Genomic DNA, 17,034 nt, shown 5'->3' on the forward strand with positions numbered 1-17,034 from the left:
AGGGAGTCTAGCGCGTGCCTTATGTTCAGGCAGCCCGAAATGGCCGAACTTTAGGCTTTTTCTGACTGAAGCATGAGAGTTTTTCTTCACCTGGTGTTGTGAGTCAGAATAGATTTCGAGTTACTGTATGGCAGGTTTGTCGCATGAGCAGGAGACGTTTGGGCTTGACATGCTGGTTAAGGAAGGGGAGCGTGGACACAGCCGAGTTGGGACAGCTGGAAGAATGGCGGGGTGGTCAGGCGCTGCACCCGGCTTCACACGCCTGTTTGAGCGGGAGGTGCGCCCCAGCCGGGTGATACTGTGACGGTTGCCCAGATAGACAGGTCGTGGTGTTCTGCTGGGTCGTGCCGTCCGGCTGTAGAGGCTTTGATGCTTGAGCTCCGGCTGAGGCTGTATTCACCGGATCCCCAACACGGGCGGGCCGATGCGGCTGACACAGGCCACACCGCTGATAGCGTGACCTGAACTTCAGGCTTGGAGTGCATCAACGCCGCAGGAGAACAGAAGTGGAAGAGCGTACGCAACAGGACATCAACCTTGGGATTCTCTGGTCGGAACTCTGGCGCCGGCTGGTGTGGATCGTGGGCCTCAGCATTGTGCTGGCGCTGATTGTCTGGTTGTGGTCACGCGCTCAGCCCCGCGTCTATGAGGCCAGCGCCACAGTGATCAGCACCAATACGCAGGCACCCGGAGGGCTGCTCAACGGTTCAGTACTGCGAACCCAGCCGTTGCCGAATGGAGCTACCCAATTGCAGGATCAGGATGGCCTGCTGGGCAGCGCATTCGTGGAGGCCCAGCCGCTACCCAGCGCCGCGCTGACCCAAGCCGTGCAGAGCACGGAGCTGCTGCTGCCCCTGGTGCGCACCGTCCAGGCGGACCCGACGCTTCCCGCAACAGAGCGGACCCGACTGGTGAAGCAACTGCGCCGTGAACTGCAGGCGCAACAGCTCAAAACCATCCAGCTGGACACCACAGCAGGTGGTGGCCTGTATACCCTGTCGGCGCGTGCGTCTACTGCCGCCGCCGCCAAGCGACTGGCGGATCTGGGTTCGCAGGCTTTACTCAATTGGGACGTGGCCCAGGACCTGCAACGCTTTAAGCGAGCACAGGCTGCGCTTGAGGTTCAGCTGAGTCAGATCGACGCACGGCTGGCTTCCACTGCGCTCCCTCAGGAGGAGCGTCAGGCGTTGGTGACGCGCCGGACCATCAACCAGCAGAATCTGGCACAGATCACCATTCTGGCCTCTACCACGCCGGGTGGGCTCAGTCTGCTGTCTTCCGCTGTGGAACCGGCGCAGCCGGTCGCGCCCAGGCCGCTGCGCAACGCGCTCCTGACTGGAATGCTGACGCTTCTGTTGGGACTGAGTGTGGTAGCCCTGCGTGTGGCGCTGAAGCAGACGGTCAACCTTGAGGAGGACCTGCTGGGCCTGCACGTGCCTACCCTGAGCGTACTTCGACGTGTCAAGCGCCGGGAGCGTCAGGCGAGGGGAATGGTCCAGGCCGCGCGGCAGGCTGGATTCACTGAGGCCTTGGGGTTCCTGCGCGTCAATTTGATGTCTCTATGGCAGGACCAGCCGCATCCAGTGCTGATGGTGTCAAGTACCGCTCCTGGAGAAGGTAAGAGCACCCTGACGGCCGCCCTAGCCGACAACATTGCGACTGGCGGGGGGCGCGTGCTGATCATTGATGCTGATCTGCGGCGGGGCAGCCAGATGGAGATCTGGCAGCAGTTGGGCCTGTCGGGCACGTGGCATCAGCTGAGTGGTGAGGGAGGCGCCCGAACAACCCAGGAGGCCCTGCGGCAGCCGGAGCATGTGCAGGTGCTGAGTGTCCGAGAGCGTGTAGATCTGTTGCCCTCCGGTCCGGGCCTGCTGGACAGCTTGAATGTATTCAACCGCGCCGATCTGGCGGCGGCGCTACAACGCTGGCGGCAACACTACGATCTGGTTCTGATTGATAGTCCTCCGCTGCTGGCTTTAGCCGACGGCATGGTGTTGGGCGCCAGCGCTGATGCGGTGTTGCTGGTGGCCGAACAAGGCCACACTCCCCTGACGGCCATCCGAACGGCGTTGCGTCAAGGGGAGCGTAGTGGGGCGAACATCATAGGGTGCGTGATCAACAAGTCAAGGTTACGTCAGGGGGCGGTCTACCACTACATGCCGAAGCCCTCTACCAGGCTGGTTCAGCCCACATGAGTATCGAACTGCGGCAGCCGGTAGGGGCCGCCCGGGCCGTCAAGCACCACTCGCTGCGGACGCGTGCTCTGCCACAGGTCGGCCTGATTGCCGCAGGTGATGTGGCCAGCGGCTTCCTGGCGCACCTGCTGGTCAACCTGCTGCTGGTTCCGCTGGGATATGCCAGCATTGATTGGAGGGTCACTGGTGCCTGGCTGCTGCTGTGGCTATTCTGGCGGGCCTATCAGGGGCTTTATCCTGGTTATGGGCAGTCACCGCAGACTGAACTGCGCAGCCATACCGTCAGCACGGTGCAAGTGGCCGTGGCGCAGATGGCTGCAGCACTGGCCGTTCAGCGCTACGCTCTGAATGGTCTGGAAGTCGTGCTGGTTTGGCTGGTAGTGCTGGTGGTGGCGTTGCCGGTGCGCTATGGGGTGCGGTCGCTGCTCATTTCGCTGCATTATTTCGGCCGGCCAGTCAGCATCATCGGCGCAGGACAGACGGCCAGCATGATTATTGACCATCTGCTGCGCCACCCCAGCTATGGGCTCAATCCGGTGGTGGCCTATGACGACAATTCACGCCTGCATGGCACGCTGATTCACGGCGTGCTAGTGGCAGGCAGTATTGATGAGGCCATAAGCCAGCCGAGAACCGAGCAGGCAGTGATCGGCATCCCCAGTGCGCGTGCCGAAACGCAGCGGCTCCTCATCAACAGCATCTACTCCGTCTTTCCGATCACCTGGTCAGTGCCGGATCTGATAGGCGTGCCCAACCAGGCGATGCAGCCGCACAACATCGGGGCGCTGGCCAGCCTGGAGATTCGCAACAACCTGCGGAGTTTCCGCTCCCGGCTGGTCAAGCGCAGCATTGATCTGGCGGCGACCCTAGTGGGCGGGATATTGATTCTGCCGGTGTTTGCCCTGATCGCGCTAGCCATTCGCCTGGACAGTCCAGGGCCGGTGGTGTATCGGGCTCGCCGCCTGGGCAAGGACGGCGAGTCGTTTGACTGCTTCAAGTTTCGGAGCATGCATCAGGACGCCGACGAGAAACTCCGGCATCTGCTGGACACGTCGCCTCTACTACGCCGCGAGTACGAAGATACCCACAAGCTAAAAAGCGACCCGCGGGTGACGCGGGTGGGCGCCTTTCTTCGCAAAACCAGTCTGGATGAACTGCCGCAACTGCTGAACGTTCTGCTCGGCACCATGAGCCTGGTGGGGCCTCGGCCGATCGTGGAGGCGGAAGTCATCAAGTATGGCGGCGTTTATGCAGTGTACAAGCAGGTCCGGCCCGGTATCACCGGCTACTGGCAGGCCAATGGCCGCAGCGATACCACCTACGAGGAACGGGTCGGGATGGATAACTTCTATATCACCAACTGGACGCCCTGGCTGGATCTGGTCATTCTGCTGCAGACCGTCCGGGTGGTTCTGGCAGGTAAGGGGGCGTATTAAGTGCAGGCTTCTGGGCAGACGACCATAGACGCGCATGCGGTGGTGCTTACCACAGACATTGGCCCTAACACCGTCATTGGCCCGTTCTGTTACATCGCACAAGATGTAACGATTGGCGCGGATGTGGTGATCCATCCACAGGTCACGATCTACAGTGGTGTCACTCTAGGACCGGGCGTCGAGGTGTTTCCTGGTGCTGTGATCGGCAAGGAGCCTAAGGGGGCCGGGGCGCTGGCACGGGTGCCGGTGTTTGAAAGTGGAGTCGAGGTGGGCGCTCACTGTTCCATCGGTCCGCACGTGGTGCTGTACTGCGACGTTCACCTTGGCGAGCGAACGTTGATCGGCGACGGCGCCTCGATCCGTGAGCAGACCCGCATCGGGTCCCGGGTCGTGATTGGCCGGCAGGTCACGGTGAATTACCAGACGCACATTGGTGACGGCAGCAAGGTGATGGATCACAGTTGGTTGGCCGGCAACATGACGGTGGGCCAAGACGTGTTCATTTCCGGCGGCGTGATGACCGCGAACGACAATGCCATGGGGCGGGCAGGCTACGAGGAAGGAGCAGTCACCGGACCCACCATCCGGGACGGTGCCGTCATCGGTGCAGGTGCCGTGCTGCTGCCGGGCGTGATGATCGGTGAGCGTGCCACGGTGGCTGCCGGGGCGGTGGTGACGCGTGACGTCACCCCAGGCGCGGTGGTGATGGGTAGTCCGGCGCGGGTCAGACGGCCGATATCAGCAGAACCTGAGGGCGGAACGCCGGTATGAGTCCCCTGGACCAAGTGCGGATCATTCAGTTGCCCAGAGTTCAGGATCCCAGAGGCAACCTCACTTTTGTCGAAGGGGAACAGCATGTCCCCTTCGATATCAAGCGCGTGTATTACCTGTATGACGTTCCAGGCGGAGAGACGCGAGGCGGCCACGCCCACCGCGACCTGGAACAGGTACTGATTGCGGCATCCGGCAGTTTCGAGGTGGTGCTGGATGATGGCCGGGCCAGAAGGACCTTTTTGCTGAACCGGCCGTACCACGGTCTGTACCTGCCCCGCCTGATCTGGCGGGAACTCGAGAATTTCTCTTCGGGCTCAGTCTGTCTGGTGCTGGCTTCCCTGCGCTACGACGAGGCCGATTATTACCGAGACTACGATGAATTCATTCGCGATATAGGATGTCAGCCATGAACGTGCCATTTCTAGACCTGCACGCCGGCTATCTGGAGCTGAAGCCGGAGATTGATGAGGCTGTGGCCCGGGTGCTGGACAGCGGCTGGTATCTAATGGGCGAGCAGCTGGAGGCATTTGAGATCGAATACGCAGCTTATCTGGGTGTGCGCCACTGTATCGGTGTAGGGAATGGCCTGGACGCGTTGCACTTGGCGCTCCAGGCGATGGAAGTGGGACCGGGCGACGAGGTGATCGTGCCGAGCAACACCTACATCGCGACTTGGCTGGCTGTCAGCCAGACCGGAGCGACGGTCGTGCCGGTCGAGCCGGACCAGGGAACGTATAACCTCGACCCGGCGCGCATCGAGGCGGCCATCACCGAGCGAACCCGCGTGATCTGTCCGGTGCATCTGTACGGGCAGCCGGCCGATATGCAGCCGATCAGTGACCTGGCAACACGGTACGGGCTTCTGGTATTGGAAGATGCGGCGCAGGCGCAGGGAGCCCGATACCAGGGTCAGCGGGTGGGCGGGTTGGGTCACGCGGCCGGCTGGAGCTTCTATCCGGGAAAAAACCTGGGGGCCATGGGCGACGCCGGCGCCGTCACGACCAATGATGATGTGCTGGCGGCGCGCGTGAGGCTGCTGCGCAATTACGGGTCAAAGCAGAAGTACGTCCACGAGATTCAGGGCACCAACAGCCGTCTGGACGAACTGCAGGCTGCAGTGCTGCGGGTGAAGCTGCGGCATCTGGACACCTGGAACGCACGGCGGGCCAGGATTGCGTCCCATTATCAGCAGGCGTTGCAGGACACCGATCTGCAGCTGCCCGTGGTGCTGGATCAGACCGAGCCGGTGTGGCATCTGTACGTGGTAGGGAGCCGGCAGCGTGACGTCCTGCAGCGGCAGCTGACCGAGCAGGGCATCAGTACGCTGATTCACTACCCCTGCCCCCCGCACCTGCAGGGCGCTTACCGCTCGGCTGGCTGGTCAGCCGGCACCTTTCCGATATCGGAGCACATCCATGCTGAAGTGCTGAGTCTGCCGATCGGGCCGCACCTGACAGACGATCAGGTTGAGGCGGTCGTGCAGGCCGTTCACCACGTATCTGTCACCGGCTGAGTTCGCCCTTGCAACGCATTCTGAAAGCGTCGGCGGTGATGGGCCTCAGTTCGGTGGCCACGGTGGGTCTGAGTGCCGTACGGTACAAGTTTATTGCGCTGCACCTGGGAGCGCAGGGCATCGGAACGCTGGGCCTGCTGGTCACGCTGCTGACCTTTGGCGTGACGCTTTTTACGCTGGGCCTGGGAAACAGCGGTGTTCGTGAAGTGGCTGCGGGCGAGGCGAAGGGTGAAGCGCAGTCGGGCCGTTCGCGCGCGGCGGTCACAGCCAGTGCCTGGGCACTCGGTCTGCTGGGGGGAGGGGTTGGGACGGTGCTGGCGTTGTTGGCGCCCAGCACCCTGTCCCTATCTCTGACCACATTGGAACGCAGCGTGCTCGGTCTGACCCTGTTCGCGTCAACGCTCTCTGCAGGACAGATCGCCCTGCTCAACGGCCTGGGCCAGATCAAGCAGATTGCCCGGGCCAACATTTATGGTTCGGTGATCGGGACGGTGGCCACGTTGGTGACGGTATTCAGTGTACCGGCGCTGGGCGTGGCTGCGGCGCTCGCCGTGGCGCCGCTGGTGACTGCCGGATTCACGAGCTGGTATACACGGGCGCAGGTCAGGGAACTGCGGACTTACCTGGGGGCGGGTACGTTGTGGCCGACCGTCCGTCCGATGCTGGTCGCCGGTGCCGCTTTCTCAGCGACGGTCCTCATCTCCTCTCTGACGCAGCTGCTGATTCGAAGGGTCATCGAGGTTCGCCTGGGTGTGCTGGACCTGGGATATTTCCAGGCCGCCTGGACCGTGGCGAGTGTCTATCTGGGGTTCGTTCTCAACGCGATGGCGGTGGAATACTATCCCCGCATCAGTGCATTCGCGGAGAACCACCAAGTGCTGGATCAGCATGTCCGACGGCAGATCAGGTTTGCGCTGGTAGTGGGAGCGCCGGTGATCATCCTGCTGTACAGCCTGGCTCCTTCAGTGATCGAACTGATGTATTCAGACACATTCCATGCAGCCATACCCGTGCTGCGCCTGCAACTGCTCGGTGATGTCCTGAAGATTCCGGGCTGGGCCTTTGGATTTCTTCTCCTTTCAATCCACCAGAAGGGCTGGTATCTAGTTCTGGAAACCCTTTGGAATGTTTTGCTCTATGGATTGAGTCTTGTTCTGCTGCCCAGATTCGGCATCAACGCTGTGGGGATCGGTTACCTCGGCGCATATGTCGTCTACTACATCGTGATTTCCGCGCTGGCCTTCTTCATTGTGGGCTTCCGGTTCGATTTCCGGGCAGGCATGTATATCGCCCTGGTGATCGCAGCGATGCTGCTTCTGTCGTCGCTGCCCAACTACGCCCTTGGCACGGCGTTCAATGGTGTGCTGGTAGCGGGCGTGGCGTTTGTGGTTGGGATGGGTTTGTTCGGGTGGACCCGGCAGAGCGTTGGTCTGATGACTGCTGGCGGCCGTCTGGCGCAGTTGCGTGGTCGCAAGTGACGGTGGCCAGTCCTCTGATCAGTGTCCTTGTTCCGGCCTACAACCATGCCGGGTACATTGAAACCTGCCTGGAAAGCATCCGGCTCGACCCCTACCCCCAGACCGAGGTGCTGGTGCTGGACGACGGGTCTATGGACGATACGTTGGGTGTGGCCCAGGGATGGTGTGGCAAGTTCGGACACCACTTTGTTCGGGTTCAGGTTGCCACCCAAGCCAACCAGGGCATCGCGGCGACACTCAATACCTTGATCCGATCAGCACGCGGTGAGTATGTGGCCATTCTCGCCAGCGACGATCTGTTGTTGCCAGGTGGCCTGCAGGCGAGGGCCACCTATCTGCTCGAACACCCCACACATCTCGCTGTGTTTGGCGACTGTCAGGCCATAGACGAGCACGGCCGACTTCTCCACCTCAGTGCCATGCGTGGGCTGTATCGAAGCTTCGTCCCCGCGCTCCATTCGCCTGCCGGTCGGGTTCGGGAGTTGATTCTGCGCTGGTCTGTTCCTGGCCCAGGCCTGATGGTCAGGCGTTCGGCATACCTATCGCCAGGCGGCATCGGCTTGTACGATGCTGCACTATCGGTTGAGGACCGGCCATTCTACCTGAAGCTCCTTAGCAGAAACGCGCTGGGGTTTCTTGGAGCGCCGGTCGCTCAGTACCGGGTGCACAGCCGGCAGAGCGTCAGGAGCGAGCAGCGGCAGATGCAACTGCTGCATGATGTCGTGGCCGCGGAAGAACAGGCCTATCCGGATTTTGTGGGCTCTGAGAAGCTGTTTCTGTCTCTGGTGATCAGGCGCAACAAGGCGCAGATTGTTGTTTTGAATACTGGCGACCCGCTCAGCAGGCTACGCCTCAGGTTCCTGAACCTCGTGCTGAGGGCCATCTACCTGTTTCATATCATCGTCATCAGATGGGATGATCTTTTCTCTGGCAGAAGGGGAGACCGGCGTGAGTGTTAGGCCGGTTCAGCTGTTTTCGCGTCCGAGACTGGCAACCTATCTGTCGGTCGTGCTCAGTCTCCTGGTGGTCGTGACGTGCATGTTGCCAAGTGGGACCGTGTTCAACATCAACTACAAGTTGATGATCGTGCTGATCAGCGTGGCTGGACTCGGCGTCGCTCTGGTCTTCCGCCGGCACATCGGGGCGAGGAGCCTGAGTTTCCTGGCCTCGGTGATCATGCTCTGCCTGCTTCTGAGCGTGTGGCTCCTGATCGGATGGATCAACGGTTACCCTCTGGCTCCTGACCAGTATCAAGCCATGCTGATCACCCTGCTATATCCAGCAATCATCTGTACAGCGGTGTATTCTGGCTATTTTACCCGTTTACGTTTTTATAAAGCTGTTGTCTTGGGATTCTGTCTATATGGCCTGCTGAAACTGGTCTTGATTGGAGCTCTGGCCAGTGGGGTGCTGAGCTATGCCCGGCTGATCTTCTATGGTGAAGTGATTTCGTATGTGCCTATCACTCAGCAAATTGTGGGCCGGATCATTCGAATACAGACCATCCTGGATCTTCTGGCGCCAATCGTCATTGTTGTTGTGCAGCGTATGGTTCTCTCAAAGTCGACGAAGTATGTTCTGTATGCCTTGGTCTTTCTGACGGTATTTTTAAGTTACAGCCGGGCTATCTGGCTGTTGAGCAGTATTCCTTTGCTGTACGCAGTTCTTTCGCGGCTGACTCGCGTCTTGGTCGCGGCCATGGCGGCCCTCCTGATTGTAGCCACGCTGCTGCTGTTTGGTGATCTGAACGCTGACGTGATCTCGCAACGGCTGAGTGGCCAGAGCGTTGCTGCCTCGGACCTGACGCGCATTGATCAGACGCGCAGCCTGATGGAACAGTTTGACGCAGCACCGGTCTTTGGGAGCGGCCTGGGCGCCCACACGGCGGTGATCCGTGACGCCACCCACACGTACAGCTATGAGGTGCAGCTCATTGCCCTGCTGATGCAGACGGGCGTGGTGGGCGCCGCCCTTCTGTCGTTCTACCTGCTGTACCTCGCCATACGTCTGCTGAATGTCGACAAACTCAATCTGATTGTGTTTCTCTCCTGGCTTCTTTCCTGTTTTACGAATCCATATCTGATCTCGTCGGTCTCAGGTATTCTGCTGGCCTACTTTATTCTGCAACTGAAAGAGAGAACCGAGCCGTGACGTATGAAGTACAGATCGTGTTGGCCACCTACAACGGCGGCCATTACTTGGCTGAGCAACTGGACTCTATCCTGGCTCAGAGCCATACTGGGTGGCAGCTGCTGGCGCATGATGACGGGTCATCGGACGATACCCTGGCCATTCTGAGGGCGTATCAGTCCCGTCTGGGCCACCAGCTGCAGGTGGTGGAGCATCCGTCCTGTGGCGGCGCCAGCGCCAACTTTTCCTTTCTCCTGAACCGGACGAACGCGCCGTATGTGTTCCTGGCGGATCAGGATGACATCTGGCAGCCCGACAAGTTGGAGCGCTTTATGCGGGCGATTCGCCGGGCCGAGGTGCTGGCGGGAATACAGACACCCCTGCTGGTTCACTCCGACCTGGAACTTGTGGACGATGCCGGCCAGCCAGTCGCCCCGTCCTTTTGGCAGTATCAACACCTGGATCCACGATGGGGTGACCACGTGCCGCGGTTGCTCACCCAGAATGTGGTGACCGGCTGCGCGACGCTCGTGAACAGGGCCCTGCTGGACCTCGCCCTGCCGGTTCCAGCGGACGCGGTGATGCACGATTGGTGGCTGGCCCTGGTAGCATGCGCGACCGGAAAGGTGATCTGGATGCCGTCGACAACCGTGCGCTACCGCCAGCACAGCAGCAACACGCTGGGCGCACAGAAGTTTGACTGGCACTACATCCTCTCAAAACTTGGAAGCCTGACTGACAGACAGGCCGCGAGGACCACCCTGATGCAGAACACCCAACAGGCCCGCGCCTTTGCTGAGCGCTTTTCTGACAATGGCTGGGCAGCTGAGGCCGCCCTCTTTGGGTCCCTGTCCGAAATGAGTCGGCTCCTCAAGGCCAGAACCATCCTGCAGCATGGGTTCTGGAAAGTTGGGCTGCTCAGGAATCTGGCATGGTTGTTCCTGTGAGCAGCCGCACGATGGAGACATATACATCAGTGGTGCCGGTTTACCGATATGACTATCTGGGGGCCATCGGAGACGCGGCCACGTACATCCAGCCGCTGGTGGTAGAAACGGTGGAGGCAGGCCAGGCGCCGCAGAATCGTGGTGCCATCCCGCTGCCTAAGGCGGACTTCGGCCACGGTTCCAGCCGCAATCTCGGCGCTCGCCAGGCTACCGGAGCGGCCATCTACATCTTTCTGACGCAGGACGCGGTGGTGCCTTCTCCTGACACCATCGAGCACCTGCTGGCCCCCATCCGGAGCGGCGAAGCGGTGGCCACCTTTGCCCGCCAGCTGCCCCGGCCAGAAGCCACGCTGCTGGAGCGGTTCTCGCGTTACTTCAATTACCCGGAGCACAGTCAGCTGCGAACAGAGGCTGACATTCCGAGGTTGGGCGTCAAGGCCTTCTTCTTCTCCAACGTCTGTTCGGCAGTGCGGGCCGACGTGTTCTGGGCGGCGGGCGGCTTTCCGGAAGACGTGATCATGAACGAGGACATGGCGCTGGCCGCCCGCCTACTGCGGGCCGGTCACTGCATCAAGTACGTGGCCGAGGCCGAAGTGCTGCACTCGCACGATTACACCCTGCAGCAGCAGTTCCGGCGCAACTTCGATGTGGGAGCCTACTTTGCGGATGCGGGTCCAGCACTGGCCGGCGCCCGGGTCGGGGGTGAGGGCGCGCGGTTCGTACTGGAACAGCTGCGGTATATCCTGCGCCATGGGCGACCTGACCTGATGCCCAGGGTCATCGCCGAATCGGCCGCCAAGTTTACGGCCTTCCAGCTGGGCCGTCGTCACCACTGGCTGCCACGGGCCCTCAAGAAACGGCTGAGCATGCACAGCTACCACTGGGATCAACATTAAGGAGTAAGCAAGTATGGACACACTTCTCGTCACTGGCGGCTGCGGCTTCATCGGCAGCAACTTTGTCCGCTACTGGCTCTCGCAGCATGCCCAGGGCCGGGTGGTGATTCTCGACAAGCTGACGTATGCAGGCCGCCGGGAGAACCTGCACGACCTCTGGGATGATCCGCGCCTCTCGCTGGTGGTCGGTGACATTGCCGATCAGGCGCTGGTGCGCCGCACCTGTCAGGAGCAGGGCGTCACCCTGATCGTGAACTTCGCTGCCGAAACGCACGTGGACCAGAGCATCCTGGGGCCACTGGTGTTCACCGACACCAACGTGCGCGGCACTCACGTGCTGCTGGAAGTGGCCCGCGAGCTGCGCCTGCGGCTGCACCACATCAGCACCGACGAGGTGTACGGGCACATCCCGGATCAGCACCAGAGCGTCGAGACGGATCCGCTGTTGCCACGCAGTCCCTACGCCGCCAGCAAGGCCGCTGCCGATCAGCTGGTGCAGGCCTACCACATCACGTATGGCCTGCCGGTCACCATCACACGCGGCGCCAACAACGTGGGGCCCTATCAGTACCCCGAGAAGGCAGTGCCGCTGTTTGCCACCAATGCCCTGCTCGGTGAGCCGCTGCCGGTCTACGGCGACGGGCTGCAGATGCGCGACTATGCGCACGTTCACGATCACTGCACCGGGATTGAGGCAGTGCTGCTCCATGGCCGTATCGGTGAGGTGTATAACGTCGGGACTGGCCGTGAGATGACCAACCTGGAAATGGTGGACATTGTCCTGGACGTGCTGGGCAGGGACCACAGCCTGGTGCGGCACGTCACGGACCGGCCCGGCCATGACCGCCGCTACAGCATGAACGTGGACAAGCTACGGGCGCTCGGCTGGCAGCCGCAGTACGACCCCAGAGAGGCGGTGGCCGAGGCCGCCCGCTGGTACGCCGGGAACGAGTGGTGGTGGGCGCCGATCCGCAGCGGTGAGTTCCGGGCCTACTACGACGCCCAGTACCGGGCGCGGCTGGCAGGAACCGGGCAGCCGTGACCACCCTCACGGGCCGGCGCGGCATCATCCTGGCGGGCGGCAGCGGTACGCGGCTGTACCCGGCCACCCTGGCGGTCAGCAAGCAGCTGCTGCCGATCTACGACAAACCGATGATCTACTACCCGCTCACCACCCTGATGCTGGGCGGCATCCGCGAGATTCTGATCATCAGCACCCCGGACGATACGCCGCGCTTCCGGCAGCTGCTGGGCGACGGCTCCCAGTGGGGCCTCCAGCTGGAATACGCGGTGCAGCCGGAGCCCGGCGGGCTGGCGCAGGCCTACCTGATCGGCGCGGACTTCGTGGGCGACCGGCCCAGCGCCCTGATCCTGGGCGACAACATCTTCTACGGCAACGACCTCTCGGACCTGATGGAAACGGCCGACGGCCGGGCACAGGGCGCCACGGTGTTTGCCTACCAGGTGAGCGATCCGGAGCGGTACGGGGTGGTGGAGTTCGATGACGCGGGCCGGGTAGTGTCGCTGGAGGAGAAGCCCAGCGCGCCCAAGTCTGACTTTGCGGTGACTGGGCTGTATTTTTACGACCAGCAGGTGGTGGACATCGTGAAGAGCATCCGGCCCTCGGCACGCGGCGAGCTGGAAATCACCGACGTGAACAACGCCTATCTGGAGGCGGGTCTGCTGGATGTACAGCTGATGCGGCGCGGCTTCGCGTGGCTGGACACCGGCACCCACGAGAGCATGCTGGAGGCCAGCAGCTTCATCCAGACCATCGAGCACCGCCAGGGACTGAAGGTGGCCTCGCCCGAGGAAATCGCGTGGCGCAGCGGCTGGATCAGCACCGAGATGCTGCTGGAGCAGGCCCGCCCGCTTGCCAAAAACCGCTACGGCCAGTACCTGATCAAACTCAGCCAGGAGGGCAGACGCCCATGACCCACCGTATTGAGCTGGCCCCTGAGTACACCGAGGCCCTGACCTTCGAGACCTACCCGGCCGCCCCGCAGATCGAGGGCGTGTGGGTCCATGCCCTGCGCAAGAACCGCAGCGAGAACGGGGCGTTCATGGAGTACCTGCGGCTAGACGAGGCTGGGGTCCAGGGGCTGCCCGGTTCGCTCACGCCGCGCCAGATCAGCGTGTCGTGGGCGGCACCGTCTCGCATCAACGCTTTTCACATCCACGTCAAGGAGGTGCAGAACGAGCTGTGGTGTGTGATCGGCGGGCAGCTGACCGTCTGGCTGGTGGACTGCCGGGCCGGCAGCCCCACCCTGGGCGTGCGGCGCCGGCTGGTCCTGAGCGGCGAGCAGCCCACGGTGGTGCACATTCCTAGCGGAGTGGCCCACGGGTATCAGGCGGGGGTTGAAGGCGCGACCCTGCTCTACAGCATGGACGCGCAGTTCAACCTGGCAGACCCGAACGAGGGGCGACTGCCGTGGGACCACTTCGGGGCGCAGCTGTGGGCTGAGGACCGCGGCTGATGCGGGTGCTGCTCACCGGCGGCAGCGGCCGGCTGGGCCAGGAACTGCAGGCGCTGCTGCCTGAAATGGTGGCGCCTGCGAGTTCGGAACTCGACGTCACCAATCCGGAAAGTGTAAGGGCGGTCGTTGATCGGGAGCAGCCCGACGTGATCGTCCATGCGGCGGCCTACACCGACGTGGGCGCAGCTGAGCGGAACCGGGCGCGCTGCTGGCAGGTGAACGTGGAAGGCACCCGCCACATGGCGCAGGCGGCTAACGCGGTAGGTGCGAAACTGCTGCACATCAGCACCGACTACGTCTTTGACGGCGACCAGGGCCATTACCGCGAGACCGACACGCCTGGACCCCCGGTCAACTACTACGCCCTGACCAAGCTCGTAGCCGAGGAGGCCGCCCGCGCGGCCACCCGGCACCTGATCGTCCGTACCAGCTTCCGGCCCCGGGAGTTCGCGTATCCGGTGGCGTTTAGCGACGTTTTTACTAGCCAGGACTACGTGGATATTATCGCGCTGGACATTGCCCTGGCCATCCAGCACGCGCCCGATATTTCGGATGAGGTGCTGCACATCGCCACCGAGCGCAAGAGTGTGTATGAGCTGGCTCGGCGGCGACGGCCGGACGTGCAGGAGGGCACCCGGGCCAGCGCCGGTGTCCGGCTGCCGGGCGACGTCAGCCTGGATTCCGGGCGGTGGCGCGAGCTGCGCGCCTTGCTGTCTTCCTCCGCCTAGTCCGCCTGAAAGACGGCTTGGTTCACCTCGATCTGCCGCTGATCCAGCTGTCGGGCGGCGTCGTTTGAAAAGCTGATCTGCAGCTGTTCGCCCTGACGGAGCGGCAGGCGGAGGGTTCGGGAACGCTGAGTGGCGATGAGTCCCCGGAAGATCGTGTGTCCGCCAACTTGGACCGTAGCGAGCGGTCCCACACCGGCGGTCTCACTGCCGGAGAGCTGAAAGGTCGCCTCACCGGCTCCGCAGGCGATCAGGGAGACCGCTCCGTTGGACAGCAGTTGAATTTTTGTGGGTCCGAGCGTCCCGACATCCGGAGACGACAGCTCTACCGGCCCTTGTAGACAGGGACGTTGCGGTTGAAAATGAAAGTGGTCCACATAGAGGTTGCGCGCCTCCAGCACCACCAGGGTATTCGGTGCAGTCAGAGCCAGCGGCTGTCCCGCTTTTGCTGGCACGGTCAGGGTCAGCACACCGCTGACGTCGCGTTCCAGCAACGGCTGGATGCCGCTGGTGATGATCAGATGCGGCGGAATGCCCTGCATGGCGGTGCCGTTGACCTGCAGCGTCCAGTGACCCTTGCGGCACGCCTGCAGCAGCAGCGTGCCGTTGCCATACAGAAAGCCACCCTGACCCGGGGCGTCCCAGCGTGCCTGGCCCCGGGCAAGCTGCTGCGGCTGGCAGGCGGTCAGAGGCGCCACAGGCAGAGGAGAAATGGCTACCCTGTTGAACCGCTGCACAGCCAGGCCACAGGCAGCGATGAGCAGCAGACCACCCGCAATGGCGGCGATCAATGCCAACCTCACCGCTCATCCACCAGCCAGCTGCTGCGGGCCAGCGGCTGGATCGAAAAGGGCGGAGCATTGAGCGGATACAGTTCCAGCAGCACGCGGGTGGCCCGCCCTGGAGCGGTGGGGAGCCGTTCTTCCAGCCACCCGTCCCAGGGCTGGGAGCTGACGCTGTCCAGGTTCACCGGCAGCATGCCCAGAGTCCGGCAGCTGCTCAGGCAGCCGCGCAACACCACACGGTAACTGCCATGGCCCTGCAGGAGCACATCCACCCGGTAGGGCTGGTTCCGGGGCCAGTGGCGGGCACCGCTGGCAGCCACCACTTGTACCGTGGTGGGACGAGGGTGCGGCCACAGCGATGTCCAGAGCGGATATAGATACAGGCCAGCCACCGCGCAGGCACTGAGCACCAGCCGCGTCGGTGCCAGCAGGACGGCAGAAGGGGTGCCGGAAGTGGCGCCCTCGCGCAGCGCCATCCCCAGGCCGATCCAGAACAGCTCGGCAAAGAAGGGGCTGGGCACCAGCAGCACATTGTCTACCAGACTGGCTACCAACAGCAGGGGGCTCAGCCCGGCCACCGGCAGGCTGGAGCGCAGCATCAGTGGCACGGCCAAGCCCAGCAGCAGGGCATAGCCCAGGGTGCCGATCAGCCCGGTTTCGGCCAGTTGGTGCAGCATCAGGTTATGAGCGATCAGCCAAGCGCCCTGGAGATGCTGTACGGCTAAAGGACAGCCCACGCCACGCGCCGTCAGTGAGGGCCACAACTCGCATGACTGCCCAGGAGGCTGCAGGAACCCGCCCAGCTGATATGGCCCCACACCGCTCCACAGGTGAGGCTGGATGACCGATAGGGTGTTGTTCCAGATCAGGTCACGGTCGGTGTTACTGATGGAGGCGTAGCGCTCCAATACGCTGTTGGTGCTGAGGGTGCCGGCTGCCGTCAGGGCCAGGAAGGCGAGCCCACCCACCAGCAGGGCTGCCCAGCGCCGACGTCGCGCCGTCAGGATGACCAGCAGGCCCACCAGCAGCCCCAGCAGGGGAGAGCGGCTGCCGCTCAGGACACACACGCTGAGGGCGAGCAGGCCGACAGGCAGGCGCCACCACAGCGCCGCGCCGGAGGCGGCCACCGCCAGCAGCACCCCGGCGGCCCCGGCCAGCCCCAACGAGGGTGGGGTCAGAAACGGGTGCAACAGCCGGATGGTCAGGAGGGACGCGCTGCGCTGTCCCAGCAGCGCGTCGGCATAAGCAGTGACGTACACCACGCCGAGACCCACCAACGCCCAGCGCAGTTGCGCCGTCTGTAGACGGTGCCCCGCTCCAATCAGGGCAAGTACCAGAAGCAGCCGTCCGGCCGCCAGCGCCAGTGACAGCAACGGTGAAGGGCTCAATGCGGCAGCGATCATCTGGGTGGTGGCCATCACAGCAAAGATCAGCTGAAACTGTCTGGGAAGGGCGCGCCAGTGCAGCGAGCCCAGAGACAACACACTGAGGAAGGGTAACGTCGGCAGCAGCGCCAGCCAGGCCACTATGAAGCGTTGTGCCCGGGAGAAAAGGGGGGCGGTCATCTGCCGCCCAGTCTAGCGAGCCGGACCATCCCTCTCTGGCTGACGGTCACGTCAAGGCTGCGGCAACCTGACTTGGTGTATTTCTCATAGGAACAGCGCGTTGCACTTGTCAG

The 17,034-nt window shown here is 62.7% G+C and carries 16 protein-coding genes; 14 read left to right on the forward strand and 2 right to left on the reverse strand.

Annotated features, from left to right (window positions below; genetic code table 11):
• Positions 1 to 506 precede the first annotated feature (506 nt).
• From ABOD76_RS11195 to ABOD76_RS11260, 14 genes are read left to right on the forward strand one after another with little or no spacing between them, the layout of a single operon-like run.
• Complete coding sequence (locus ABOD76_RS11195; RefSeq protein WP_350244921.1) at positions 507 to 2,195, forward strand: AAA family ATPase; 1,689 nt, start codon at positions 507 to 509, stop codon at positions 2,193 to 2,195.
• A complete protein-coding gene (gene wbaP, locus ABOD76_RS11200) occupies positions 2,192 to 3,631 on the forward strand; it encodes an undecaprenyl-phosphate galactose phosphotransferase WbaP (protein WP_350244922.1) in 1,440 nt (479 codons plus the stop codon). Before ABOD76_RS11195 ends, wbaP begins: the two co-directional genes overlap by 4 nt.
• On the forward strand, positions 3,632 to 4,402 hold the full coding sequence (locus ABOD76_RS11205; protein WP_350244923.1) for an N-acetyltransferase: 771 nt from the start codon (positions 3,632 to 3,634) through the stop codon (positions 4,400 to 4,402). It begins immediately after the preceding gene.
• On the forward strand, positions 4,399 to 4,815 hold the full coding sequence (locus ABOD76_RS11210) for a sugar 3,4-ketoisomerase (protein WP_350244924.1): 417 nt from the start codon (positions 4,399 to 4,401) through the stop codon (positions 4,813 to 4,815). Before ABOD76_RS11205 ends, ABOD76_RS11210 begins: the two co-directional genes overlap by 4 nt.
• On the forward strand, positions 4,812 to 5,918 hold the full coding sequence (locus ABOD76_RS11215) for a DegT/DnrJ/EryC1/StrS family aminotransferase (protein ID WP_350244925.1): 1,107 nt from the start codon (positions 4,812 to 4,814) through the stop codon (positions 5,916 to 5,918). The genes ABOD76_RS11210 and ABOD76_RS11215 overlap by 4 nt, the downstream gene beginning before the upstream one ends.
• 8 nt (positions 5,919 to 5,926) lie before the next feature.
• On the forward strand, positions 5,927 to 7,396 hold the full coding sequence (locus tag ABOD76_RS11220; RefSeq protein ID WP_350244926.1) for an oligosaccharide flippase family protein: 1,470 nt from the start codon (positions 5,927 to 5,929) through the stop codon (positions 7,394 to 7,396).
• A gap of 2 nt (positions 7,397 to 7,398) precedes the next feature.
• The gene (locus tag ABOD76_RS11225; protein WP_350244927.1) at positions 7,399 to 8,355 is read left to right on the forward strand and encodes a glycosyltransferase family 2 protein; all 957 of its coding nucleotides are present in this window, start codon (positions 7,399 to 7,401) and stop codon (positions 8,353 to 8,355) included.
• Positions 8,312 to 9,547, forward strand: coding sequence for an O-antigen ligase family protein (locus tag ABOD76_RS11230; RefSeq protein ID WP_350244929.1), 1,236 nt, complete (start codon positions 8,312 to 8,314; stop codon positions 9,545 to 9,547). The genes ABOD76_RS11225 and ABOD76_RS11230 overlap by 44 nt, the downstream gene beginning before the upstream one ends.
• Positions 9,544 to 10,473: a glycosyltransferase family 2 protein gene (locus ABOD76_RS11235; RefSeq protein WP_350244930.1), complete on the forward strand. Its 930-nt coding sequence runs from the start codon at positions 9,544 to 9,546 to the stop codon at positions 10,471 to 10,473. Before ABOD76_RS11230 ends, ABOD76_RS11235 begins: the two co-directional genes overlap by 4 nt.
• Positions 10,474 to 10,505: 32 nt before the next feature.
• Positions 10,506 to 11,369 (forward strand): glycosyltransferase family 2 protein, encoded by an 864-nt coding sequence (locus tag ABOD76_RS11240; protein WP_350244931.1) that lies wholly within the window; start codon positions 10,506 to 10,508, stop codon positions 11,367 to 11,369.
• Positions 11,370 to 11,382: 13 nt separating this feature from the next.
• On the forward strand, positions 11,383 to 12,411 hold the full coding sequence (gene rfbB, locus ABOD76_RS11245; protein WP_350244932.1) for a dTDP-glucose 4,6-dehydratase: 1,029 nt from the start codon (positions 11,383 to 11,385) through the stop codon (positions 12,409 to 12,411).
• Positions 12,408 to 13,304: a glucose-1-phosphate thymidylyltransferase RfbA gene (gene rfbA, locus ABOD76_RS11250; RefSeq protein WP_350244933.1), complete on the forward strand. Its 897-nt coding sequence runs from the start codon at positions 12,408 to 12,410 to the stop codon at positions 13,302 to 13,304. The genes rfbB and rfbA overlap by 4 nt, the downstream gene beginning before the upstream one ends.
• Positions 13,301 to 13,846 (forward strand): dTDP-4-dehydrorhamnose 3,5-epimerase family protein, encoded by a 546-nt coding sequence (locus ABOD76_RS11255; protein ID WP_350244934.1) that lies wholly within the window; start codon positions 13,301 to 13,303, stop codon positions 13,844 to 13,846. The genes rfbA and ABOD76_RS11255 overlap by 4 nt, the downstream gene beginning before the upstream one ends.
• The gene (locus ABOD76_RS11260) at positions 13,846 to 14,574 is read left to right on the forward strand and encodes an SDR family oxidoreductase (RefSeq protein ID WP_350244935.1); all 729 of its coding nucleotides are present in this window, start codon (positions 13,846 to 13,848) and stop codon (positions 14,572 to 14,574) included. The genes ABOD76_RS11255 and ABOD76_RS11260 overlap by 1 nt, the downstream gene beginning before the upstream one ends.
• Here ABOD76_RS11260 and ABOD76_RS11265 read toward each other — a convergent pair.
• Both ABOD76_RS11265 and ABOD76_RS11270 read right to left on the reverse strand, forming a co-directional pair.
• Positions 14,571 to 15,368, reverse strand: a complete 798-nt coding sequence (locus tag ABOD76_RS11265) for a hypothetical protein (RefSeq protein ID WP_350244936.1) — start codon at positions 15,366 to 15,368, stop codon at positions 14,571 to 14,573. The two genes, ABOD76_RS11260 and ABOD76_RS11265, sit on opposite strands and share 4 nt — an antisense overlap.
• 2 nt (positions 15,369 to 15,370) lie before the next feature.
• A complete protein-coding gene (locus ABOD76_RS11270; RefSeq protein ID WP_350244937.1) occupies positions 15,371 to 16,921 on the reverse strand; it encodes an O-antigen ligase family protein in 1,551 nt (516 codons plus the stop codon).
• Between the last annotated feature and the right edge of the window lie 113 nt (positions 16,922 to 17,034).

The organism is Deinococcus sonorensis KR-87 (assembly GCF_040256395.1).
GTDB classification, from domain to species: Bacteria; Deinococcota; Deinococci; order Deinococcales; family Deinococcaceae; genus Deinococcus; species Deinococcus sonorensis.

Excerpts from the sequence above, each read along its gene's own strand:
- wbaP (WP_350244922.1), top strand. The coding sequence starts at position 2,192 with ATGAGTATCGAACTGCGGCAGCCGGTAGGGGCCGCCCGGGCCGTCAAG.
- ABOD76_RS11210 (WP_350244924.1), top strand. The coding sequence starts at position 4,399 with ATGAGTCCCCTGGACCAAGTGCGGATCATTCAGTTGCCCAGAGTTCAG.
- ABOD76_RS11215 (WP_350244925.1), top strand. The coding sequence starts at position 4,812 with ATGAACGTGCCATTTCTAGACCTGCACGCCGGCTATCTGGAGCTGAAG.
- ABOD76_RS11230 (WP_350244929.1), top strand. The coding sequence starts at position 8,312 with ATGATCTTTTCTCTGGCAGAAGGGGAGACCGGCGTGAGTGTTAGGCCG.
- rfbB (WP_350244932.1), top strand. The coding sequence starts at position 11,383 with ATGGACACACTTCTCGTCACTGGCGGCTGCGGCTTCATCGGCAGCAAC.
- ABOD76_RS11255 (WP_350244934.1), top strand. The coding sequence starts at position 13,301 with ATGACCCACCGTATTGAGCTGGCCCCTGAGTACACCGAGGCCCTGACC.
- ABOD76_RS11260 (WP_350244935.1), top strand. The coding sequence starts at position 13,846 with ATGCGGGTGCTGCTCACCGGCGGCAGCGGCCGGCTGGGCCAGGAACTG.
- ABOD76_RS11270 (WP_350244937.1), bottom strand. The coding sequence starts at position 16,921 with ATGACCGCCCCCCTTTTCTCCCGGGCACAACGCTTCATAGTGGCCTGG.